This is a genomic window from Kitasatospora sp. NPDC023120 (genome assembly GCF_055560835.1).
The window spans coordinates 19,030-38,980 of the sequence record NZ_JBVHHY010000014.1 but is presented as its reverse complement, the minus strand read 5'-3'; the positions used below and the strand labels follow the sequence as shown (position 1 = coordinate 38,980).

The window sequence follows — 19,951 nt, the reverse complement described above, 5'->3', positions numbered from 1 at the left end:
CCTGCTGTCGGGCACTGTGGCTCGGGTGTATGCCGCGGGGTGCGTCAGGCGGTGGCCAGGCAGAACTGCACCAGCCCGGCGTCCACGTCGCGGATGATCTCCTCCATCTCCGCCCACCGCGGGTGGAACTCGGTGCCCCACTCGATGGTGAAGCCGAGCACCTTGCCCACGTCGGGGTCGGCGAAGCTGCGGGAGTAGACGTAGTCGTCGCTGGTCCCGCTGGTCGGGTACAGGTGGAAGCCGGTGATCGGCTTGTACGTCAGGCCGCGCACGCCGTTGAGGCCCTTGCAGAACGCCTCGGAGAGCAGGATGGCGGCGTCTTCGTCGTCCTTGGGGATGTACTCGGCGTACGCGAGGTCGTTGGGCACGCCGCGCTTGCCGTCGTACTCGGCGTTGCGGAAGTTCATCTCGGGGTCGACCGACTGGTTCTCGTCATCGCCCCAGTTGTAGAGGATGTCCTGCGAGTAGCTGTGCACGTCGATGAACCACTGGGTCAGCGGGAACTGCTCCAGCAGCGCGAGGACGTTCTGGGTCTCCGCCTCGGAGAACGCGCTCGGCCCGGCGTAGGTCTGCGGGTCGCAGGGGTCGTTCGACACCCGGGGATTGGCGTTCGGGTCGAAGGCGGTGACGAAGTCGAAGAGGAAGTCGTAGTTGCGGTTGAGGTCGACGCCGACGCAGTCCCCGTCCGGGTTGCCGCCGGCGTTGGCCGGGTTGCGGTTCTTGCGCCACATCGGCCGGACGGTCTGGCTGTAGTGCCGGCCGTCGGGGTTGACCAGGGGGAAGACCACCAGGTCGAGCCGGCGGAGCAGGCCGCTGACCTGGCCGGCGGTGAAGGTGGTGCCGCCGTAGCCGAGGCCGGTGCCGTCGCGGTGGGCCTCCAGCAGGTCGGCGGCGAGGTGGATGAGGATCTCGCAGCTGCCCCACTCGCGGGCGTGCACGCCGCCGATCATCATCACGCACGGCTTGGGCGTGTCCGAGGGCTCGCCGATCCGCAGCGCGTGGGCGGTGCGGCCCTCGACGGTGGTCTCGGGCAGGGTGATGAGCTGGGTGAGGTCCGGGTAGGCGGTGGCCAGGCTGGTCACGGCGGATTCGACCTCGGTGACGTTCAGGTACGGCATGACGGGTCTCCCGGGTCAGTCGGCGAGCTTGGCGGCCAGGCCGCGCGGGAAGGCGTCGTCGGGGGCGAACCGGTCGCCACTGCCGACCTCGGCCTGGGCGGCGCGCCCGGCCTCGCTGGCGTTGCCGGTCCGGGTGACCGTGACGTCCTCGCGTTCGAGGTCCGGGATCCGGTCGGCCGTGGTGTAGACGTCGACGCCGATGCGGCCGTCCGCCTCGACGTGCGGGCGTCCACCGATGTCGGCGCGGGTCTCGTGCAGCAGCGCGCGCAGGGCCTCCGGGTCCTTGGCGGTGACGTGGAGGCGCAGGATGTCGTCGTGGGGTGTCGCGTCCTGGGGTGATGCGTTCGGAACGGCGGACATGGGGGGCTTCTTCCGGGCGCCGCCGGAGCGTGGCCGGAGCGGTTCCGGGCGGCTCGCTCGGCGGCGCCGATCTGGGCGGATATGTCCGACGTGTACCTCGTATCCCTCAGGATGCGCCGCCGCCGTAGAACGCGTCAAGGGGAGGCTGTGGCATCCCGTCGAGCAGGCTGTCGAGGCCTCTGAGCATCTCGTTCTCGTTGTCGAAGTCGGCGAAGCGGGGCACCAGGGCGCGCAGCCGCGGGTACTCGGCGGCGGGCAGCCGGTGCAGGCCCAGACGCAGGGCCGGGTCGGGCTCCTCCGGGTTGTCGACCACCTGGCGCTTGTCCACCAGCATCCAGCCGAGGTTCCAGGCGACGAAGGTGCGGTAGACGGTCAGCGCGGTCGCGTCGTCGAAGCCGGCCAGTCCGAGCACGGCGAGGATGTGCTCGGTGAGTTCGAGCACCGGCGCCGGCCGACGCGCCACCGGTACGGTCAGCGGGCGGGCGGCGACCAGCGGCAGGATCTCGGGGTGGGCGTGCGCGACGTCGGCGAACGCCCGGGTGATCCGGCGCAGTTCGAGCCGCCACTCGGCCCGGTGCCGCTCGGGCTCGCGCGGGTCGCGTGCGGCGCTGGTCCGCAGCCGGTCGTTGACCTGGGTGAAGTAGGCCTCGATCAGCCCGTCGAGCAGGGCCTCCTTGCCCGGGGTGTAGCGGTACAGGGCCATCGACTCGACGCCCAGCTCGGTGGCCAGCCTGCGCATGGTCAGGGCGGCCAGGCCCTCGCGGTCCACCAGTGCCACGGCGGCGTCGAGCACCAGCGGCCGGCTCAGCCGCCCCCGCTTCTCGGTGCCGTCCCGCTCAACCATGTCCGCACTCCTCCGGGTCGGTGCCGGTGTCCTCGGCCGTGCCAGAGCCGGTCGGGCGGACCGGCGGGGGCTCTGCGCCGGATCCGCTGCGGGCGGATCCGTCCGCAGCTGATGTCACTCAGCGGATACAGGACCAGGATACAAGGTATGAATCAGGCGTAAACGGGTGCTGCTCCACCGATCTGTGATTCCGGCGATTTCGCTGGTCAGCCGACCAGTAGTCGGAGGGCGAGCCCGGCGACCAGGGCGGAGGACCCGAATGCGGTGAGTAGTCGGCCGAGCGGACCGGTCAGTGCGCGGCCCAGCAGCGCGCCGCCCGAGGCGAGCAGCAGCTGCCAGCTCGCGGAGGCGGCGAACGCCGCGGCGACGAACACCGCCCTGGCGAGGGAGCCGGCGGCCGCCTCGTCCCGGCCCCCGCCGCCGAGGACCAGGGCGGTGAAGTAGAGCACGGTGAGCGGGTTCAGCAGGGTGATCCCGAGCAGGGTGAGGAAGGCCCGGGCGGGGGTCGGCGGCGCCTGCTCCGGCGTCGTCCCGGGCGCCTGCCCCGGCGTGCGACCCGGCTTTCCGGCGGCCCCGGGGTGGCTGCGGAGCGCGGCGTGGGCGGTGCGGGCGGCCAGCGTCAGCAGCACCAGGGCGGAGCCGATCCGCAGCGGTCGGGCGGCGGGTTCCAGCAGCGGTGCGAGGCCGCCGCCACCGGCCGCCGCGAGCAGCGCGTACAACCCGTCCGCGGCGGCCACGCCGAGGGCGGCGCAGGCGCCGGTGCGCAGCGAGGTGCGAGCGGTGAGCGCGACGAGGTAGGACCCGACGGCCCCGACCGGGACGGCGACGCCGTACCCGGCGAGCAGCCCCGCGACCAGCGCGGCCCTCACGTGCGTGCGGCGTCGGGCCTCCGGGGACGGCAGGGCTGCTGTCGGACCACGGCCGTACGGGCGGCGGAGGTCACGGGCAGCGGGCGGGCGGGGGAGTCGGTCATGGGCGGGATCCTGCTGGCCGGGTGGGGGGACGGCAAGTGGTTTTCCGTGGGCGCTTTTCGGTGGGGCGCCGGGTAGCGTGGGCCGTTCCGTGACCTGTGATCCCGGGAGAGCCGATGACCAGTCAGATCGATACGACGCGCGCCCTGTTGGCGGAGGTGTGGGGCTCCTGGGCGGAACGCGGCGCGGCCCTGGGAGCCGAGGACTGGGACCGGCCGACCCGGCTGCCCGCGTGGACCGTCCGGGAGCTGTACACGCACGTGGCGCCGGTGCCGGAGATGTTCACCGGGCTGCGCGGGGCCGTCCTGGACGCGCCACCCGAGATCGCCACCGGGGCCGGGATCCTGCGCGCCTACAACCGCCCCGGTGGCCTCGCGCACACCGCGGCCGGGCAGATCGCGGACGCGGCGAGGGAGGTCGCCGGGCGGACCGAATCCGCCGTGCTGATCGCCCGGTTCGGGGTCGAGGGCCCGGCCGCCCTGGCCGGACTCGCCGACCTGCCGCCGGACACGACGGTGGCGCACCCCCTGCTCGGCAGCGTGCGGCTGGGCGCGCTCGGTGAGGTGGCGCTGATGGAGGCGACCGTCCACCTGCTCGACCTGACCGCGGCCGTCGGCGGCCCCCCGCCCGCCGACGCGGCCCTGCGGGCGACCAGCGTCCTGCTGACGGAGGTCGCGGACCCGGTGGCCTTCATCGAGGCGGCGACCGGCCGCAGCGCGACGGCGGTGCTGCCGGTCATCCGCTGACCGCCCGCCGGCGTCGGGTCGGCCGCTCCCTCCGTCCGGCGGGGGCCGGTAGGCCCTGGTCAGCAGTATGATCAGCAGCTGGAATAGGTCCGATGGGGGGAGAATCAGTGGACCACCTGCTGAGCATCTGGTGGGTGCTGCCCGTCGTCCTGTACGGCAGCGGATGGATCGTCAAGGACGCCCGGCAGGCGCTGAAGGTGCGGCACGAGCGCAAGATGGAGCTGCTCGCCGCCACCGAGCGCCGGACCGCCGCGCTGGAGGCGGCGAACCGGCCGCCGGAGCCGGTCTGCGGCTGCACCCACCACCTCGCCAAGCACGACAAGCAGGGGCGCTGCCACGAGGTCGTCGAGGCCCCGACCGCGTGGGACGCCGAGCGCCGCCCGCTGCAGTACGAGGCGCGGCCCTGCAACTGCCAGCAGTACGTCGGCCCGGAGCCGCTCGGCACGGTCTTCGCCCCGGAGCTGGTCGACCCGCGCTGATCGTTCCTTCCTCGGTCGGTCCTCGGCCCCGGTCCCCGGTGGGACCGGGGCCGTTGGTGTCATGAGCCTTTCAAAGGTGCGGGTTTGCTGTCACGCTGCTGCTCCCGGCCCGATCCCCCACGAGAGGCTCCGATGAGAAGACTCCTGCCTGCCCTGACCGGCGCCGCCCTGTTCGCGGCGACCGGCCTCGCGGTGCTCGCCACCCCCACGGTGGCGAGCGCCGCGGACTGCACACCCGCCCAGGTGGTGGCCAACGGCGGTTTCGAGTCCGGCAGTTCGTCCTGGACGGCGCCGAGCGGCGCGATCACCGCCGACAGCGGCCAGAGCGCGCACTCCGGCAGCTCCTACGCCTGGCTCGACGGCTACGGCTCCAGCCACACCGACACGCTCTCGCAGTCCGTCACCCTCCCCGCCGGGTGCGGCACCGCGACGCTCGGGTTCTGGCTGCACATCGACACCGCCGAGACGACGGGCAGCACCGCCTACGACAAACTGACCGTCAAACTCGGCTCCACCACCCTCGCCACCTACTCCAACCTGGACGCCAAGGACGGGTACGTGCACAAGACCGTCGACGTCTCGGCCTTCGCCGGCCAGACCGCGACGCTCGCGTTCACCGGCGTCGAGGACTCCAGCCTGCAGACCAGCTTCGTGCTGGACGACGTCACCCTGGACGCCTCCGGCGGCACCACCCCGCCCCAGCCCGGCGACCCGACCCGCACCCCGGTCGCGCCGGCGTACACCGTGGACCTCACCAGCGACGCCTCCGGGGGCAGTTGGACCGGCCACGAGAGCGTGTCCTTCAGCAACGCCTCGCCCACCCCGCTGAACGAGGTGTACCTGCGGCTGTGGGACAACGCCCACGGCAGCTGCCCCAGCACCCCGATCACGGTGACCAACGTGACCGGCGGCACGCCCTCCCCGCTCACGGTGAACTGCACCGCACTCAAGATCACCCTGCCGGCACCGCTCGCGCAGGGCCAGAGCGGCACCGTCGGCTTCGACCTCGGCATCACCGTGCCGAGCGGCGCGGACCGCTTCGGCCACGACGGCGCGTACAACTTCGTCGGCAACGCCCTGCCCGTCCTGGCGATACGCGACGCGACCGGCTGGCACCTCGACCCATACACCAACAACGGCGAGTCCTTCTACTCGGTGGCCTCGGACTTCACCGTCACCCTGGACCACCCGAGCGGCCTACTGGTGCCCGCGACCGGCACCTCGGTGGACACCCCCGGCGCGGCCGGACGGACCGTCACCAAGGCGACCGCGAGCAAGGTGCGCGACTTCGCCTGGGGCGCCGGGCCGTTCACCAGGATCTCCGGCACCTCCGCGGCCGGGGTGAAGGTCAACGTGTACTCGGTGGCGGGGATCAGCGCGGCCGACTCCAAGTCGATGCTCTCCACCGCGACCTCGGCGGTCGACGCCCACGCCCAGCGCTTCGGCGCCTACCCGTACGGCGAGTTGGACGCGGTGATCGACAACAACTTCTGGTTCGGCGGCATGGAGTACCCGGGCTTCGTCCTCGACCTGGTCAGCACCACGGCGCTCACCCACGAGATCGGCCACCAGTGGTGGTACGGCATCGTGGGCGACGACGAGTACAACAACCCGTGGCTGGACGAGGCCTTCACCGACTACGCCACCGACCTCGCCCTCGGCAAGACCGGCAACGGCTGCTGGAACAGCGTCTCCTGGGCCTCCTCGGCGGAGAAGATCAGCAACTCGATGGCCTACTGGGACGCCAACTCCTCCCGCTACTCCACGGTCGTCTACGGCTACGGCAAGTGCGCGCTGCACGAGCTGCGCCGGACCATCGGCGACACCGCGATGACCACGATGCTGCGGAACTACGCGCAGGCGCACTGGTACGGCGTGTCCACCACCGCGGAGTTCAAGGCCGCGGCCCAGGCGGCCACCACCGTGGACCTGAGCTCCTTCTGGACCCAGCACCGCATCGAGGGCTGACCGCCCCGGTGCCGGCCCCGGCTACGGCCGGGGCCGGGGCCGGCACCGCCCGGCAGTGCCCGGCGCCGCTTGACGTCGCCCCCGGATCGGGGAGACGCTGTCCGTGTACGACATAAGCGTGTGCCGTATACGGACAGTCGAAAGCGCACGACCAACCGTCGCGAGCTCCCGGCGTCGACCCGACCGCTGGAGCGATCATGTCGAGCAACCACTACGTGGCGCTGCCGGACAGCTCCCGCGCTCCGCTCACCGGGGCGCGGGTCATCGGACCGGCCAATCCACGGACCTCCCTCACCGTCACCGTCTACCTGCGGCGCGACCCCGATGCGCCCCCGCGCCCCGACGTGTACGAGCTGGCGCTGCAGCCGCCGACCCGCCGTACCGTGCCCACCGACCAGGAGTACGCCGCCACCCACCGCTGGAGCGACACCGACCTCAAGACGCTCGAGGCCTTCGCCGCCGAGCACCGCCTCACCCCCTCCGACGAGGACCCGCTGGCCCGCAGCGTCGACCTGACCGGCACCACCGAGGACGTCGCCGAAGCCTTCCGGGTCACCCTGGCCCGCTACCGCTACCAGGACGCCCAGGGCAACCCGCAGGTCTACCGCGGCCGGGAGGGCCCGGTCTACGTGCCCGCCGAGCTCAAGGGCATCGTCACCGGCGTGTTCGGCCTGGACGACCGGCCGATCGGCTCCCGCCTGCTGATCCGGCGCGCCACCCAGGCGATCCCGGTGACCCGCGCCGCCACCCCCGTGGTCCGGCCGGGCGCCTTCCTCCCGCCGGCGCTGCAGAAGCCGTACGCCTACCCCGAGGGCACCGACGGCTCCGGTCAGTGCATCGCCGTGCTCGCCTTCAATGGCGACACGCCGCCGGGCGTCCCCTCCGGGGGCTACTCGCTCGACGCCCTGCGGAACTACTTCGAGAACGTCCTGCACCAGTCGATGCCCGACATCACCAACGTGGTGATCCCGAACGTCGGCAGCCCCGGCAACGACCCGGGCCAGGACGCCGACTTCGAGACCGCCGACACCACCGGCGAGATCATGCTCGACCTCGCGGTGGTCGGCGCCCTCGCCCCCAAGGCGAAGATCGTCGTGTACTTCACCAAGTTCACCGAGCGCGGCTGGGTCAACGTGATCACCCGGATCGTCAACGACACCGAGAACCGGCCCACGATCATCTCCTGCAGCTACGGCAACCCCGAGCTGGTCTCCGGAAGCCTGTTCACCGCGGGCGCGGTCGACCGGATCGACCGGGCCTTCGCGAGCGCGGCGGAGAAGAACATCACCGTCTGCTGCGCCTCGGGCGACGACGGCTCCCGCGACCAGGCCGACGACGAGCGCGCCCACGCCGACTACCCCTCCTCCGACCCGCACGTCCTCGGTGTCGGCGGCACCCGGCTGGTGGCGCGCCAGGGGCTGGTCGTCAGCGAGACCGTCTGGGACGACGGGCCCGGCAGCCGGACCGGCGGCGGCGTCAGCGCGATCTTCCCGGTGCCCCCGTACCAGGCCGGCGTCCACGTGCCGCCCTCGGTCAACCCGCCGCACCGGCGCGGGCGCGGGGTCCCGGACGTGGCCGCCCTCGCGGATCCCCGGACCGGGGTGGTGGTGCCGAGCGTGGACGGCGTGAACTTCCACCAGATCGGCGGCACCAGCGCGGCCGCCCCGATGTGGTCCGCCCTGCTCGCCCGGATCAACCAGGCGCTGCCCGGCAACGCCCAGGTCGGCTTCCTCAACCCGCTGCTGTACGCGAAGTTGGCGACGGACGTGCTGCGGGACGTCACCGAGGGCAGCAACGGCGCCTTCGCCTCCGGGCCCGGCTGGGACCCGTGCACGGGCTTCGGCAGCCCCGGCGGCCAGGAGCTCCTGGACGGCCTCAAGGCCCTCTGAACCCCGGGCGGCCTCACGGCCCTGTGAATCCTCTTCGGTCCGCACCCGGTGGGCCCCCGTCCCGGCGACGGGGGCCCACCGGCTCGTGCGTCAGCCCAGGGCGAGGGCCTTCAGGCGGTCGGTCGCGCCGTTGAAGTAGTTCTGGTCACCGGGGAAGGTGCCGGAGTCCGCGTACTGCCAGATGGTCTGGTAGCTCCAGCCGTTCGGCAGGGTGCCGATGGTGGAGGAGTAGCGGGCTATCCACAGCGGGTTGGTGGTGCCGAAGCCGCCGTAGTTGCCGGTGCACTGGGTCCACCAGCTGGTGGTGGTGTAGATGGTGGGGTAGCGGCCGGTGCGGGAGTGCACGGTGTCGCTGAAGGAGCGGATCCAGCTGACCATGCTGCTCTGGCTGAGCCCGTAGCAGGTGGCGCCGTAGGGGTTGTACTCGATGTCCAGGGCGGGCGGCAGGGTTTTGCCGTCGGCGGACCAGCCGCCGCCGTGGTCGACGAAGTAGTTGGCCTGGGTGGCGCCCGAGGAGCTGTTCGGCAGGGCGAAGTGGTAGGCGCCGCGGATCAGTCCGGCGTTGTAGGAACCGTTGTACTGCTGGGCGAAGTAGGAGTTGGTGTATCCGGTGCCCTCGGTGGCCTTGACGTAGGCGAACTTGGCGCCGTTGGCCGCGACCGATGACCAGTTGACGTTGCCCTGGTAGCTGGCGACGTCCAGACCGGGGGTCTGGGTGGCGGCGAGGGAGGCGAAGGGGGCGGAGGTGCTGCGGCCCTCGTGGGCGGCGACTGTGGAGCCGGCGAAGTCGCGGTCCGGGTGGAAGGCGGCGGTGCCCTCGACGACCGGGGCGACGGGGGCGGGCTCGGCCGCGTACGCCGGGGCGGCAACGCCGACGACCAGGGCGGTCGCGGCGGCGAGTGCGGCGAGCGCGGGCAGCCGGCGGCGGGCGGGACGGTCGGTATCGGTGGTGCGGTCGGTACCGGTGGTGCGGGCGGAGCGGGAAGAGCGGGGCATGGACACTCCTCTGGTTCCGGTGCGGGAATGGGCCCAACGGGCCTGATACGGCCGGACGTTGGCGTCGGCCGAACCGAAGAGTAGCCATCCTCCCGCCAGTGGCGCCAGGCAACTTCGGCACCATCGTGAACCGCTGTCACATGTGCCGGACCGCCATGGCCGGCACCCCGCGCCGCCGGTCCGGCCGGTCCCGGCCCCGGGGCCGACCAGGGCGCTGTGACACGATGCCCGGGTGCCCGCCGTCCCGGCCGGCGCCCCAGCACGGAGGAGAGGACCAGCCATGACCGAGAGCGCCACCGACACTGCCGGGCCCGTCGGGGAGCCCGTGTTCCGGACCGCCACACCCGCCGACGTCCCGGCCCTCGTCGAGTTGGTCGAGTCCGCGTACCGGGGCGACGTCAGCCGTGCCGGGTGGACCACCGAGGCCGACCTGCTGGGCGGGCGGCGGACCAACCCCGAGGCCGTCGCGGAGGCGCTCGGCCACCCCGAGGGGCTGGTGCTGCTGGCCGAGCGCGACGGCGAGCTGGTCGCCTGCTGCCAGCTGGAGCGGCGCGGCGGGCGGGCGTACTTCGGCATGTTCTCGGTGCGCCCCGGGCTGCAGGGCGGCGGGGTCGGCCGGGCCGTGCTGGCCGAGGCCGAGCGGGTGGCCGGCGAGGAGTGGGGCGTCGGCGAGATGGAGATGACGGTGATCGAGCAGCGCGCCGAGCTGATCGCCTGGTACGAGCGGCGCGGCTTCCGCCGGACCGGCGTGTTCAGCCCCTTCCCGTACGGCGACGAGCGCTTCGGGATCCCGAAGCGGCCGGACCTCCGGTTCGAGCACCTGGTCAAGGAGCTGAAGGCCGCCTGAAGTCGGCTGATGTGGCGTCAAGTCGCTGAGCTGGGGCGATGCGGAGATGTCATACCTCGTTCATGATTGGTCTAGGCCAATGTGAGAGGCTGGGTCGCGAACGGCCACGTTCCGTCCGATGCCCAGGGGGCCATTTCCGCATGCCCGTACTCCATGGCACCGCCATGCCCGCACCCGACGCCGGTCCGCGCCGGATACCCGCGGACCCCGGCCTGCGCCTGCCCGTCCCGCCCGACGACGAGGAGCTCTACTGGTACTTCGGCCCGCAGCGCCGCTGGGTGCTGCTCTGTGCCACCCTCTCCTACGCGGGAGCCACCGCCACGCTCGGCCTGTTCGCCCTCAGCAAGCCGCTGCTCTGGCCGTTCCTGGTGCTCACCGTGCTCAACGCGGCCACCTGGCTGCTCTCGCTCGCCGACGGCCAGCGCGCCCGCCGCTTCACCCGCGACTCGCACGACCTGCTGATGCGCGCCTGGCAGCCCGCCCGCCACCCGAGCGTGGACCTGCTGCTGCCCACCGCCGGCGAACCGCTGGCCGTCCTCGACAACGCCTACCGGCACACCGCCGCCGTCCGATGGCCCGGCGAGCTGACCGTCCTGGTCCTCGACGACGCCGACCGCCCCGAGGTGCGCGACCTCGCCGAGTCCTACGGCTTCCGCTACCGGGCCCGCCCCGACCGGGGCCGCTTCAAGAAGGCCGGCAACCTCAACCACGGCCTGGCCGAGGGCACCGGCGAGATCGTCGCCGTCCTGGACGCCGACTTCTGCCCCCGCCCCGACTTCCTGCACCACCTGGGGCCCTACCTCGACAACCCCGGGGTCGGCATCGTGCAGAGCCCGCAGTGCTTCGACACGGACGCCGACATGTCCTGGCTCGAACGCGCCGCGGGAGCCACCCAGGAGATCTTCTACCGCTGGATCCAGCCCTCCCGGGACGCGCAGGACGGCACCGTCTGCTGCGGCACCAACGCCCTCTACCGCCGCGCCGCGCTGAAGCGGATCGGCGGCTTCGCCGAGATCGACCACAGCGAGGACCTCTACACCGGCCTCGCCCTCGCCCGCGCCGGCTGGTCCACCCGCTATGTGCCCGCGCTGGTCGCCAAGGGCATGTCGCCCACCGGCCTGCCCGCCTTCATCAGCCAGCAGTACCGCTGGTGCCTCGGCTCGCTCGCCCTCGTCCGCGACCCGGACTTCCGCAAGGGCCCGTTGCCCCGCTCCGCCCGGCTCTGCTTCTGGAACGGCATACTCGGCTACCTCACCAGCGCCGTGAACGTGTTCGCCGTGCCGCTGCCCGCCCTGATCATGCTGTTCTTCCGGCCCGAGGAGATCCAGCCCTGGCAGGTGCTCCCCTTCCTGCCCCCGATCTGGGTCGCCCTGGTGCTGCTGCCCGCGATGTCCCGTACCCGGTGGCGCTTCGAGGTCACCCGGGTCCAACTCCTCGGCGGGCTCTGCCACGTGGTCGCCATCGCGCACGCCCTGCGCCGCCGCTCCGCCGACTGGGTGCCCACCGGCGCCGTGTCGGGCGGCAGTTCACTCGCCCGCGCCGTCGCCCGGATCGGGGTCGGCTGGCTCGGGTTCGTCGTCCTCGCCGGCGCCGCCGGACTCGTCCGGGCCGCGCTGCTGCACGGCTGGCGGCCGTACTGGGCGCTCGCCGCACTGCTCGGGCTCACCGCCTACACCATGATCCCGCTGATCAGCGCCCTGTGGCCGCTCCTGAACGGTGCGAACGGTGGCAAGGACGCCACCGTCGGCGAGGTCGCCGCGCCCGTACGGAGCCGCTCCGACCTCGGGTTCGGACGCGCCGAGGCCGTCGCCGTCACCGCCGTGCTGCTGCTCTGCGGGCTGCTGGCGTCCGGCTGGGCCGACCCGCTGATCTTCTGATACTCAGTCAATTCTCCTCGACCGCTTCGTCATCGAGTTTCCTTGCGCGTCGCCCCACCGGCGCGGACCCCGCCCGGCCGCCCCATCGGCCCGGCGGGCCCGACCACCGCTGCCAGCCCTGCCAAGGAGCGCCGCCGTGCCAACGGCCGTACCACCGTCGTCCTCACCGTCCGCACCTGCATCCGCTTCCGTGCCCGCACCCGACCTGCTGCCCGACGTCGTCCGGATGGACCGGGTGGACAGGGCGGACCGGGAAGTCGCCGCCCCGAAGGGCGCCGCCGTCGCCGAGAGCGGGCCGCCCCGCCGGCGGGCCGCCTTCCGCCTCGACATCGAGGGGCTGCGCGGCATCGCCGTGCTGTCCGTCCTCGCCTTCCACGCCGCCGTCCCCGGTGTGACCGGCGGCTACGTCGGCGTCGACGTCTTCTTCGTCATCTCCGGCTTCCTGATCACCGGCCTGCTGATCGGCCGCCCGCTCGGCCTGTGGGACTTCGCCGCCCGCCGCGCCCGGCGCATCCTGCCCGCCGCCGCCACCGTCCTGGTCGCCACCGCCGTCGCCGGCGGCGCGCTGCTCGACCCGCTGCGCGGCACCGACCTCGCCCGCGACCTGATCGCCTCCGCCGGCCAGTTCGCCAACTGGCGCTTCGTCGGCCGGCAGACCGACTACCTGGCCGCCGAACGCGACCCCAGCCCGCTGCAGCACTTCTGGTCCCTGGGCGTGGAGAACCAGTTCTACCTGCTCTGGGGCGTCCTGCTGCTCGGCCTCGCCCGCTACCTGCACGGGCGGCGCGGCACCCTCGCGCTCACCCTCGCCACGGTGGGCATCGGCGGCGTCTCCCTGGCGCTCTGCCTGCGCTGGACGCAGACCTCGGCGCCGCTGGCCTACTTCTCCACCGGCAGCCGGCTCTGGGAGTTCGCGGCCGGCGCCTGCGTCGCCCTGCTGGGCGGCGCCCTGGCCGCCGGCACCGAGCGCCGCCCGGTGCAACGGCCGGTGCAGCGGTCGCTGCAGTGGTCGCTGCGGGTGCTCGGCTGGCTCGGCCTGGCGGGCGTCCTGGCGCCGCTCTTCCTGTACGACCGCGACACCCCGTTCCCCGGCGCCGCCGCGCTGCTGCCCGTCCTCGGCACCGCCGCCGTCCTGCTTGCCGGGCACGGCCCGCTCCGCGCCCTCGACGCCGGGCGGCTGCTCGCCGCCCGCCCGCTGCGCGCCGCCGGGCGCCTCTCCTACGCCTGGTACCTCTGGCACTGGCCGGTGCTGACCATCGCCCAGGCCCGGTACGGCGCGCTGCCCTGGACCACCCTGGTCGCGCTCACCGCCGCCAGTGCGATGCCCGCCTGGCTCACCCTGCGCCTGGTCGAACAGCCGCTGCGGTACGGCAGCAGCCCGGCACCCCGGCGCGGGCTCGCGGTCGGCGCGAGCGCCCTGGTCATCCCGCTGATCGCCGCGCTCACCCTCGGCGGCGGGACCGTCCGCGCCCTCGGCGACCCCTCCGCCGGGCCCACGGCGGCCCCCGCCGGAGCCGTCGACGGGCCCGGCCTGCTCGCCCCCGGTATCCGGGTGCTCGCCCTCACACCCTCGCTGGCCCGCGCCCGCGAGGACTTCCCACCCGGCAAGGGCTGCGAGATCCCGCTCAACGCCGACAGCAGCCCGCGCTGCCGCTTCGGCGCCGAGGACAGCCCCGACCGGATCGTGCTGATCGGCGACTCGCACGCCGGGCAGTGGATCTCCGCCGCCCTCGCCATGGCCGAGCAGCGGCACTGGGCACTGGAGGTCCTGGTCAAGCCCGGCTGCCCGCTGGCCACCCTCACCGTGCGCAACAACGTGCTCGGCCGCACCTTCGACGAGTGCCACCGCTGGCGCGAGAACACCCTCACCCGGCTCACCTCCGGGCCCACACCGCGCCTCGTCCTGATGGCCGGACTCAACCGCTACGGCAGCCCCGAAGAGCGCACCGAAGGCTGGACCCGCACCCTCGACCGCCTCACCGCGCTCGGCGCCCCGCTCGCCTACCTCGGCGACACCCCGATGCCGGGCAAGGACATCCCGACCTGCCTGGCCGCCTCCGACGGGCGCTCGGACGCGTGCTTCTTCCCGCGAGACACCGCCTTCGAGCCCGACCCGCTGCTGGACGGCGGGCTCGCCGCCCGGTACGGCGTGCGCACCCTGGACCTCGGTCCGCTGCTCTGCCCCGGCACCGGGCCCTCCTGCCCGGCGGTGCTGGAAGGCGTCGTGCTGTACCGGGACACCGGGCACATCACCGACACGCTGGCGCGGGTGCTGGCGCCCCGGCTGGACAAGGGGCTGCTGGGGGCGACCGCCGTCGGGGCCCCGGGGACTCCCGGAGCATCAGGGGGTGCCGGCGTCCCGGCTCAGCCGTAGACGCTGCGGCAGAGACGGGCCTGCTCCGAGCCGGCCGGCCAGCGGCCGATGCGTTCGGCCTGGTCGCAGATGGTGCCCGGGCCGGCGCCCGGCACCGACACGCCCGACCCCGGACCCGCCGGGGCGGGCGCGCCCGACGTCCCGCGCGCCGAGGCGGAGGCCCGCGGGCTGTGCCCCGGCTTCGGGCGCGGGCTCGCCGACCCGTGCTGGACGTCCGCGCCCCCGGGAGCGGCCGCCGTCGCCGCGGTTCCCGCTCCGCCCGGCGCTCCCGCCGTTTCCGCCGTGCCCGCCGTCCCGCCTCCCGGTACCGGGGGCGGCAGCGGCGAGGGCGAGGGCGAGGGCGTGACGGGCGGCGGGGGCACCGGCAGCAGGTGGGAGGCCGGATCCGTGGCGGACGGCGAGGCCTCCGGCAGGGCCGTCACGCTCAGGACGTCGCCCGACCCCGGCCCGCACATCACCAGGACGGACGCCAGCAGAGCACCCGTCCCGACCGCCGCAGCCGCCCACACCCTGCGCGGGCGGCGCCGCGGCGGGGCGGGAGCGGGGGGCGGCGGGGGAGTCGTGGGGACCGGCGGGGGCTGCCACGCGTCCTGCGGCCACTGCCACTGCCCTCCGGTGGGCTGCCCAGTCATGTGTTCGTCCTTCCAGCGGCCCCCCGTCTACCTTTCCGTGCTCAACGAGCACACCGACGCGGGGACATGACCCGGAAGAGGGGTCCGGACGGGCGCTGATTGCCGCCGCGCCCCATGCTTGGGCTCATGGAGACCAACAGTACGACCGAACCCCTGGTCAAGGTGGCCGAGTTCCGGACCGACAGCCGCTACCGCCTCGTCCACTTCGAGGGCCACGGCTGGGAGCCGCTCGGGCCCGAGGAGCTCGAGCCGCGCATCCACCAGCTCTTCCCGGACCTCGACCCGCGCGACCCGCAGCGCGTCCAGTGGGCCGACCGCCCCTGGGAGTGGCCCGCGTGGCACCCCGGCGAGGCCTGATCCACCGCTCCACACCGGTCGTGACGTGGTTAGGCTGAGCGGGTGAGTGTGGATCACTTCTGGTGCCGACTGCCGGGTCAGGCCGTGGACACAAGTTCGCCGGAGGAACTCGGCGAACTCGTGCCCCGGGACCGCGACGTCCGGTACGACCGGCTGGCCGCCGCCGGACTAGCGCTCGGGGTCCGGCGCACCGCCGTCCTGATGGAACTCGCGCTCACCGAGAACGGCCTGCACCCCGACCCCGCCGCCCGCCTCCCCGTCTACGGCGGCGGACGGCGCGAGCCGGGCACCGAGATGCCCGTGCTGCGCCCCGAGCAGGTCGCGGCGGCCGCAACCTTCCTGCGCGACTCGGCGCTGGGCGAACTCGTCCGTCAGCAGCACAGCGTGCTCGCCCGTACGGCCGCGCACCTCGGCTACCCGTCGCCCTGGTCCGAGTCCGTGGCCGTCCGGGTCGTCAACGACCTGCGCGAACTGCGGGACTTCTTCGCCGGCGCGGCCGCCGCCGGGGACGCGGTGATCGTCCGGGAGGCACAGTCAACGGCAGAGCGGGAGGCGCAGTGAGCGAGTTGGCGAGTACGGCGGGGTACGGCGAGGCGGCCGAGCAACTCGCCGTCCAGTACGAGAGCGTGAGCTTCGCCGAGGTCCACCGCGAACTGCTGGACCGCTACCCGGCGCCGCCCGCCGCCGTCCTCGACATCGGTGCCGGCACCGGCCGTGACGCGGCCGCCCTCGCCGCCCTCGGCCACCGCGTGGTCGCCGCCGAACCGACCCCCGAACTGCGCGCCGTCGGCGAACGGCTGCACCCGGACGCGGGCATCCGCTGGGTCGCCGACGCGCTGCCGGGCCTGCCGCAACTCCGCGCCGAGGGCGAGCAGTTCGACCTCGTCTTGCTCACCGCCGTCTGGATGCACCTCGCCCCCGCCGAGTGCCCGCCCGCGATGGACGCGCTCGCCGCCCTGCTCGCCCCCGGCGGCCGCCTCGCCCTCACCCTCCGCCACGGCCCCGTCCCACCCGGGCGCCGCATGTTCGACCTCCCGCCCGAGCACACCATCGACCTCGCCACCGCCCGCGGCCTGCGCCTCCTCCACCGCACCACCCGCCCGGACCTGCACGGACGGGTCGGCGTGCGCTGGACCGAGCTGCTGTTCGAGCGGGAGCGCGAGGGAGCGCCCGTCTCATGACGACGGATCGGATCGCGTGGGCGCCCCTGGCCGTCCGGGAGCCCGCCGCGGTCGCGGAGCTCGCGCGGCGGTGCGTGGACCGGGACGGCGGCCTGCCGGCAGCCGTGGCCCCGGCCGTCCTCGAGCGCCGGTTCTTCGCCGAGGGCGCCGTGGCGATCGGCGCGTTCGACGGTTCCGGCCGACTGGCGGCCTGCGGGGCGGTCCGTCCGGCGGCGGGGGCCTCCGTGCTGGTCGGCCTTGTCGATCGGGACTGCTGGGAGCGGGGGCCGGGTTCGGTCTGCTCGACCGCTTGCTCGCGGAGGTCGGGCGGGAAACCCGCCGGAGCGGGTGCGGGTCGAGACGGAGGCCCTGACGTCGTCGCCAAACCACCGTGCTGCCTTGGCCGTTGATCAGTAGGCTGGCTCACCGGCCATCGGGCCGGGTCGGATCGGGTCGGATCGGTCGGCAGGACGAGGGCGGGGGCGCTTCGTGTCGGATGCAGTACTGAATCTCGTGATCGGGCTGGTCACGAGCGTGGTCAGCGGCGGGTCCGTGTGGGCTTGGAGACGGGTGAGCACCGCTCGCATCCTGCATCAGAAGCAGGCACTCCTCGGTCTACGGCCCGGCGTACCGTGCGTCATCATCCTGAACAGCCACTGGCAGATGCCCGCTGTCACCGAGCACAGTGATGTCTACGCGATCATCGAGCTCGCGATGCTCGCCGAGGAGGCGGGCTGCGCGTTCTCCCTCGTTGCCGCCGAAGCACCCGAGCTGAACGGAGACCGCGCCGAACTCAGCATCGGTGGCCTCGGATCGAACCGGCGCAACGTCGAATACGTGGCACGGCACCTGCCGGGCGTGCAGGTCGATCACCATGGTGACTTCACCGTCGACGGCCGGCGCTACATCCACGAGCAAGGGCGGACGGACCACGCCCTGGTCGCGAAGTTCACCACGCCCCGGTCCGCACAGCCGGTTCTCGTGATCATGGGGCAGTCGGCGATCGCCAATCGTGCGGCGGTGCACCTGCTCAAACGTGACTACAGGATCCTCTTGAAGGAGATCGAGTCCGTCGACCGGTTCTGCCTCATGCTGCGCGTCGACGCGGCGGACACCTACGGCTACCAAGCCGTCGACGTCGCCGCCGACCTGTCGGCTGTCGCGTTCCGGCGCCGCTCTGCGGCCTGATCGACCAGGGGATTCCCGTTAGCGGAACTCTGCGTTCCGATTCGAGGCGGTGGGCGCTACGGTACGCGCATGAAAATCATCGCTTCCGGTTTCCGCGTGCTCACGACCGCACTCGTCGAGGGCGATCCACTGTGGCCTGCGGTGACGCTGTTCCTGGCGTCCATCGTGATCGCAGTCGTCATCGCCGCGGTTCGCGCCTCCCGGGGTCGTGCGGCAGACCGCTGAGCGGCGCCGCCGTGCGCAGGGAGTCAGCTGGGCCGACTTCCTGCGCACGGCTGTCCCGGTGTCACCGTGTGCCGAAGCCCTCCTCGACCAGGCGGGTGGCCCAGCGGGTCAGCGCGGGGGTGAGGGGCGGGTGGGCGAGGCCCGCGGCGGCGGACAGCCGGTCGGCGGAGGCGGTGTCGTACCGGTCCTCGGAGAGGAAGGTGAGGGTCTCCGGGTCGGCGCCGGTGAGGGCGCGGGGGAGGCGGCGGACGAGGGGGACGGGGATCAGGCCGCGGGGCGGGCGGACACCCAGGTGGGTGGCGATGAGGGCGATCAGGTCGGGCAGGACGGGGGTTTCGGGGTCGAGGACGGTGTGGGCCCGGAGCGGGTCGCGGTCGTGGCCGGGGACGGCGGCCAGGAAGCGGGCCAGGTGGTCGACGGTGACCACGGGCAGGAAGGTGCGCCGGGTACCGGGCAGCAGGGGGAGGCGGCCGCCGTGGAGTTGGCGGACCAGCTGGGCCAGCCCGAGGTACTGACCGGCCTCGCCGGTACGGGAGTGACCGATCACGCTGCTCGGGTTGACGGTGGTGAGCGGGACGCCGAGGCGGGGTGCGGCGACCCGGACGGCGGCGTCGCCGAGCTGCTTTGAGGCCTCGTACGCGCCGAGGCGGGTGTAGAGCGCGGTGGTGGCGCGTTCGTCGAGCGGGTACCGCGGGTCGGGGTCGCGGCCGACGCGGTAGCCGGAGAGGTGGACGAGCCGGCGCAGCCGGGGGCGGGTGGCGGACCACTGCAGCGCGTGCAGGGCGCCGTGGACGTTGGCGGGTTCGGCCTGGGCGCGGGTGAGGCCGAAGTCGTAGCGGGCGGCGAGGTTGTGGACGTCCCGGACCTCGGCGAGCCGGGTGTCGTCCTCGGGGGAGAGGCCGAGGCCGGGGCGGGTGAGGTCGGCGGTGACGGTGGTCAGGGCCACGTCGTCGGCGTCGTGCTCGCGCAGCCAGCGGCGCAGGGCGAGGGCCCGGCCGGATTCGCCGCCCGTCTCGCGGACGGCGACGGCCACGGGCTCGCCGCGGGTGAGGAGTTCGAGGACCAGCCAGCGGCCGAGGAAGCCGGTGGCGCCGAGGACGAGCGTGCGGGGCGGCGGGGCGGACGTCATGCTGCGCTCCAGGACTCAGGAAGTCGGTGGCTCGGGAAGCCGATGGCCAAGAAATCAGTAGACCGGTCTGCATATTTTTTGCCCAAGCGAAGGCGCGCTGCGTGGACCGCGGCGCGCCCGTGCCTACTTGTCGTGCTTCTCGTGCCGGTCCTGCCTGCCGAGCAGGTGCCGGACGGCGTGCCGGGCGTGGTCCAGCGGTTCGCGGCTGCGTCGGACGGAGGCGAGCAGGACGGCGCCCTCCAGCAGGGCGAGCGCCTGACCGGCGGCGGTGTCGGCCTCGGCCGGGCCGAAGCCCTCGGCCTCCAGCCGGTCGGTGAGGACCTGCTGCCACCGCGCGTACACCTCGGCGCAGACGATCCGCAGTGCGTCGTTCGTTCCGGCCGTCTCCAGGGCGACGGTCGCGATCGGGCAGCCACTGGTGTAGTCGGACTGCTCCAGGCGCTCGGAGAAGGCCTCGACGAGCCGTTCGGCGAGGGTGGCGGTGTCGGCGCCCTCGGCGGCCAGCGCTGCGAGCAGCTCCTCGACCTCCTGGCCGGCCTCGGTGAGGGCGGCCGTCACCAACTGGTCCTTGCCGCCGGGGAAGTGGAAGTAGAGCGAGCCGCGCGGGGCGCCGGTGGCGGCCACGATCCGGTTCAGGCCGGTCCCGAAGTAACCCTGCGCCTCGATCAGTTCCCTGGTGCCGGCGATCAGCCGGGCCCGGGTCTCCTCGCCCTTGACTCCCATGCGGCGATAGTAGACCGGTCTGCATATTCCTGTCGACGGCGAGTTGACGGGACGACACGGGGCGACAC

20 protein-coding genes are annotated in these 19,951 nt (G+C 73.5%); 12 read left to right on the top strand and 8 right to left on the bottom strand.

Features of this window, described 5'->3' with window-relative positions; all coding sequences use genetic code 11:
- Nucleotides 1-44 precede the first annotated feature (44 nt).
- The 4 genes from ACZ3TI_RS21380 to ACZ3TI_RS21365 all read right to left on the bottom strand — a co-directional run bounded on the left by ACZ3TI_RS21380 (nucleotide 45) and on the right by ACZ3TI_RS21365 (nucleotide 3,191).
- Nucleotides 45-1,118, bottom strand: coding sequence for a M14 family metallopeptidase (locus ACZ3TI_RS21380; RefSeq protein ID WP_465728399.1), 1,074 nt, complete (start codon nucleotides 1,116-1,118; stop codon nucleotides 45-47).
- A gap of 15 nt (nucleotides 1,119-1,133) precedes the next feature.
- Nucleotides 1,134-1,478, bottom strand: coding sequence for a hypothetical protein (locus ACZ3TI_RS21375; protein WP_465728397.1), 345 nt, complete (start codon nucleotides 1,476-1,478; stop codon nucleotides 1,134-1,136).
- A gap of 106 nt (nucleotides 1,479-1,584) precedes the next feature.
- On the bottom strand, nucleotides 1,585-2,322 hold the full coding sequence (locus tag ACZ3TI_RS21370) for a TetR/AcrR family transcriptional regulator (protein WP_465728395.1): 738 nt from the start codon (nucleotides 2,320-2,322) through the stop codon (nucleotides 1,585-1,587).
- 206 nt (nucleotides 2,323-2,528) lie between these two features.
- On the bottom strand, nucleotides 2,529-3,191 hold the full coding sequence (locus ACZ3TI_RS21365) for a LysE family transporter (RefSeq protein ID WP_465728393.1): 663 nt from the start codon (nucleotides 3,189-3,191) through the stop codon (nucleotides 2,529-2,531).
- A gap of 218 nt (nucleotides 3,192-3,409) precedes the next feature.
- On the opposite strand from ACZ3TI_RS21365, the gene ACZ3TI_RS21360 reads away from it, so the two are divergent.
- The 4 genes from ACZ3TI_RS21360 (at nucleotide 3,410) to ACZ3TI_RS21345 (ending at nucleotide 8,375) form a co-directional block, all read left to right on the top strand.
- On the top strand, nucleotides 3,410-4,039 hold the full coding sequence (locus ACZ3TI_RS21360; RefSeq protein ID WP_465728391.1) for a maleylpyruvate isomerase N-terminal domain-containing protein: 630 nt from the start codon (nucleotides 3,410-3,412) through the stop codon (nucleotides 4,037-4,039).
- Nucleotides 4,040-4,131: 92 nt separating this feature from the next.
- Nucleotides 4,132-4,518 (top strand): hypothetical protein, encoded by a 387-nt coding sequence (locus ACZ3TI_RS21355; RefSeq protein ID WP_465728389.1) that lies wholly within the window; start codon nucleotides 4,132-4,134, stop codon nucleotides 4,516-4,518.
- A gap of 132 nt (nucleotides 4,519-4,650) precedes the next feature.
- Nucleotides 4,651-6,486, top strand: coding sequence for a M1 family metallopeptidase (locus ACZ3TI_RS21350; protein WP_465728387.1), 1,836 nt, complete (start codon nucleotides 4,651-4,653; stop codon nucleotides 6,484-6,486).
- A 197-nt stretch (nucleotides 6,487-6,683) separates the two neighbouring features.
- The gene (locus ACZ3TI_RS21345; protein WP_465728385.1) at nucleotides 6,684-8,375 is read left to right on the top strand and encodes a S53 family peptidase; all 1,692 of its coding nucleotides are present in this window, start codon (nucleotides 6,684-6,686) and stop codon (nucleotides 8,373-8,375) included.
- A 90-nt stretch (nucleotides 8,376-8,465) separates the two neighbouring features.
- Here the strand turns inward: ACZ3TI_RS21345 and ACZ3TI_RS21340 are convergent, their stop codons facing one another.
- Nucleotides 8,466-9,371, bottom strand: a complete 906-nt coding sequence (locus tag ACZ3TI_RS21340) for a lysozyme (RefSeq protein WP_465728383.1) — start codon at nucleotides 9,369-9,371, stop codon at nucleotides 8,466-8,468.
- A 280-nt stretch (nucleotides 9,372-9,651) separates the two neighbouring features.
- Here ACZ3TI_RS21340 and ACZ3TI_RS21335 point away from each other — a divergent pair, with 280 nt between their 5' ends.
- The 3 genes from ACZ3TI_RS21335 (at nucleotide 9,652) to ACZ3TI_RS21325 (ending at nucleotide 14,469) form a co-directional block, all read left to right on the top strand.
- A complete protein-coding gene (locus ACZ3TI_RS21335) occupies nucleotides 9,652-10,218 on the top strand; it encodes a GNAT family N-acetyltransferase (protein ID WP_465728381.1) in 567 nt (188 codons plus the stop codon).
- A gap of 140 nt (nucleotides 10,219-10,358) precedes the next feature.
- The gene (locus tag ACZ3TI_RS21330) at nucleotides 10,359-12,095 is read left to right on the top strand and encodes a glycosyltransferase family 2 protein (protein ID WP_465728379.1); all 1,737 of its coding nucleotides are present in this window, start codon (nucleotides 10,359-10,361) and stop codon (nucleotides 12,093-12,095) included.
- A 190-nt stretch (nucleotides 12,096-12,285) separates the two neighbouring features.
- The gene (locus ACZ3TI_RS21325) at nucleotides 12,286-14,469 is read left to right on the top strand and encodes an acyltransferase family protein (protein ID WP_465728377.1); all 2,184 of its coding nucleotides are present in this window, start codon (nucleotides 12,286-12,288) and stop codon (nucleotides 14,467-14,469) included.
- Here the strand turns inward: ACZ3TI_RS21325 and ACZ3TI_RS21320 are convergent.
- A complete protein-coding gene (locus tag ACZ3TI_RS21320) occupies nucleotides 14,460-15,101 on the bottom strand; it encodes a hypothetical protein (RefSeq protein ID WP_465728375.1) in 642 nt (213 codons plus the stop codon). The two genes, ACZ3TI_RS21325 and ACZ3TI_RS21320, sit on opposite strands and share 10 nt — an antisense overlap.
- Nucleotides 15,102-15,227: 126 nt before the next feature.
- Here ACZ3TI_RS21320 and ACZ3TI_RS21315 point away from each other — a divergent pair, with 126 nt between their 5' ends.
- From ACZ3TI_RS21315 to ACZ3TI_RS21295, 5 genes are all read left to right on the top strand, one after another.
- A complete protein-coding gene (locus tag ACZ3TI_RS21315; protein WP_465728373.1) occupies nucleotides 15,228-15,458 on the top strand; it encodes a hypothetical protein in 231 nt (76 codons plus the stop codon).
- A 42-nt stretch (nucleotides 15,459-15,500) separates the two neighbouring features.
- Nucleotides 15,501-16,019 carry a hypothetical protein gene (locus ACZ3TI_RS21310; protein WP_465728371.1) on the top strand — a complete coding sequence of 173 codons (519 nt, stop codon included), beginning with the start codon at nucleotides 15,501-15,503 and terminating at the stop codon, nucleotides 16,017-16,019.
- Nucleotides 16,016-16,639 (top strand): class I SAM-dependent methyltransferase, encoded by a 624-nt coding sequence (locus tag ACZ3TI_RS21305; RefSeq protein WP_465728369.1) that lies wholly within the window; start codon nucleotides 16,016-16,018, stop codon nucleotides 16,637-16,639. The genes ACZ3TI_RS21310 and ACZ3TI_RS21305 overlap by 4 nt, the downstream gene beginning before the upstream one ends.
- A gap of 549 nt (nucleotides 16,640-17,188) precedes the next feature.
- Nucleotides 17,189-17,806 (top strand): hypothetical protein, encoded by a 618-nt coding sequence (locus tag ACZ3TI_RS21300; protein WP_465728367.1) that lies wholly within the window; start codon nucleotides 17,189-17,191, stop codon nucleotides 17,804-17,806.
- Between the two features lie 69 nt (nucleotides 17,807-17,875).
- The gene (locus tag ACZ3TI_RS21295) at nucleotides 17,876-18,031 is read left to right on the top strand and encodes a hypothetical protein (protein ID WP_465728365.1); all 156 of its coding nucleotides are present in this window, start codon (nucleotides 17,876-17,878) and stop codon (nucleotides 18,029-18,031) included.
- Between the two features lie 61 nt (nucleotides 18,032-18,092).
- Here ACZ3TI_RS21295 and ACZ3TI_RS21290 read toward each other — a convergent pair whose 3' ends face one another.
- Together ACZ3TI_RS21290 and ACZ3TI_RS21285 are read right to left on the bottom strand one after the other, a co-directional pair.
- A complete protein-coding gene (locus tag ACZ3TI_RS21290) occupies nucleotides 18,093-19,160 on the bottom strand; it encodes an SDR family oxidoreductase (RefSeq protein ID WP_465728363.1) in 1,068 nt (355 codons plus the stop codon).
- A 123-nt stretch (nucleotides 19,161-19,283) separates the two neighbouring features.
- Nucleotides 19,284-19,883, bottom strand: coding sequence for a TetR/AcrR family transcriptional regulator (locus ACZ3TI_RS21285; RefSeq protein WP_465728361.1), 600 nt, complete (start codon nucleotides 19,881-19,883; stop codon nucleotides 19,284-19,286).
- Between the last annotated feature and the right edge of the window lie 68 nt (nucleotides 19,884-19,951).

Excerpts from the sequence above, each read along its gene's own strand:
- ACZ3TI_RS21380 (WP_465728399.1), bottom strand. The coding sequence starts at position 1,118 with ATGCCGTACCTGAACGTCACCGAGGTCGAATCCGCCGTGACCAGCCTG.
- ACZ3TI_RS21375 (WP_465728397.1), bottom strand. The coding sequence starts at position 1,478 with ATGTCCGCCGTTCCGAACGCATCACCCCAGGACGCGACACCCCACGAC.
- ACZ3TI_RS21370 (WP_465728395.1), bottom strand. The coding sequence starts at position 2,322 with ATGGTTGAGCGGGACGGCACCGAGAAGCGGGGGCGGCTGAGCCGGCCG.
- ACZ3TI_RS21360 (WP_465728391.1), top strand. The coding sequence starts at position 3,410 with ATGACCAGTCAGATCGATACGACGCGCGCCCTGTTGGCGGAGGTGTGG.
- ACZ3TI_RS21355 (WP_465728389.1), top strand. The coding sequence starts at position 4,132 with ATGGGGGGAGAATCAGTGGACCACCTGCTGAGCATCTGGTGGGTGCTG.
- ACZ3TI_RS21350 (WP_465728387.1), top strand. The coding sequence starts at position 4,651 with ATGAGAAGACTCCTGCCTGCCCTGACCGGCGCCGCCCTGTTCGCGGCG.
- ACZ3TI_RS21345 (WP_465728385.1), top strand. The coding sequence starts at position 6,684 with ATGTCGAGCAACCACTACGTGGCGCTGCCGGACAGCTCCCGCGCTCCG.
- ACZ3TI_RS21340 (WP_465728383.1), bottom strand. The coding sequence starts at position 9,371 with ATGCCCCGCTCTTCCCGCTCCGCCCGCACCACCGGTACCGACCGCACC.
- ACZ3TI_RS21335 (WP_465728381.1), top strand. The coding sequence starts at position 9,652 with ATGACCGAGAGCGCCACCGACACTGCCGGGCCCGTCGGGGAGCCCGTG.
- ACZ3TI_RS21330 (WP_465728379.1), top strand. The coding sequence starts at position 10,359 with ATGCCCGTACTCCATGGCACCGCCATGCCCGCACCCGACGCCGGTCCG.
- ACZ3TI_RS21320 (WP_465728375.1), bottom strand. The coding sequence starts at position 15,101 with ATGACTGGGCAGCCCACCGGAGGGCAGTGGCAGTGGCCGCAGGACGCG.
- ACZ3TI_RS21315 (WP_465728373.1), top strand. The coding sequence starts at position 15,228 with ATGGAGACCAACAGTACGACCGAACCCCTGGTCAAGGTGGCCGAGTTC.
- ACZ3TI_RS21295 (WP_465728365.1), top strand. The coding sequence starts at position 17,876 with ATGAAAATCATCGCTTCCGGTTTCCGCGTGCTCACGACCGCACTCGTC.
- ACZ3TI_RS21290 (WP_465728363.1), bottom strand. The coding sequence starts at position 19,160 with ATGACGTCCGCCCCGCCGCCCCGCACGCTCGTCCTCGGCGCCACCGGC.
- ACZ3TI_RS21285 (WP_465728361.1), bottom strand. The coding sequence starts at position 19,883 with ATGGGAGTCAAGGGCGAGGAGACCCGGGCCCGGCTGATCGCCGGCACC.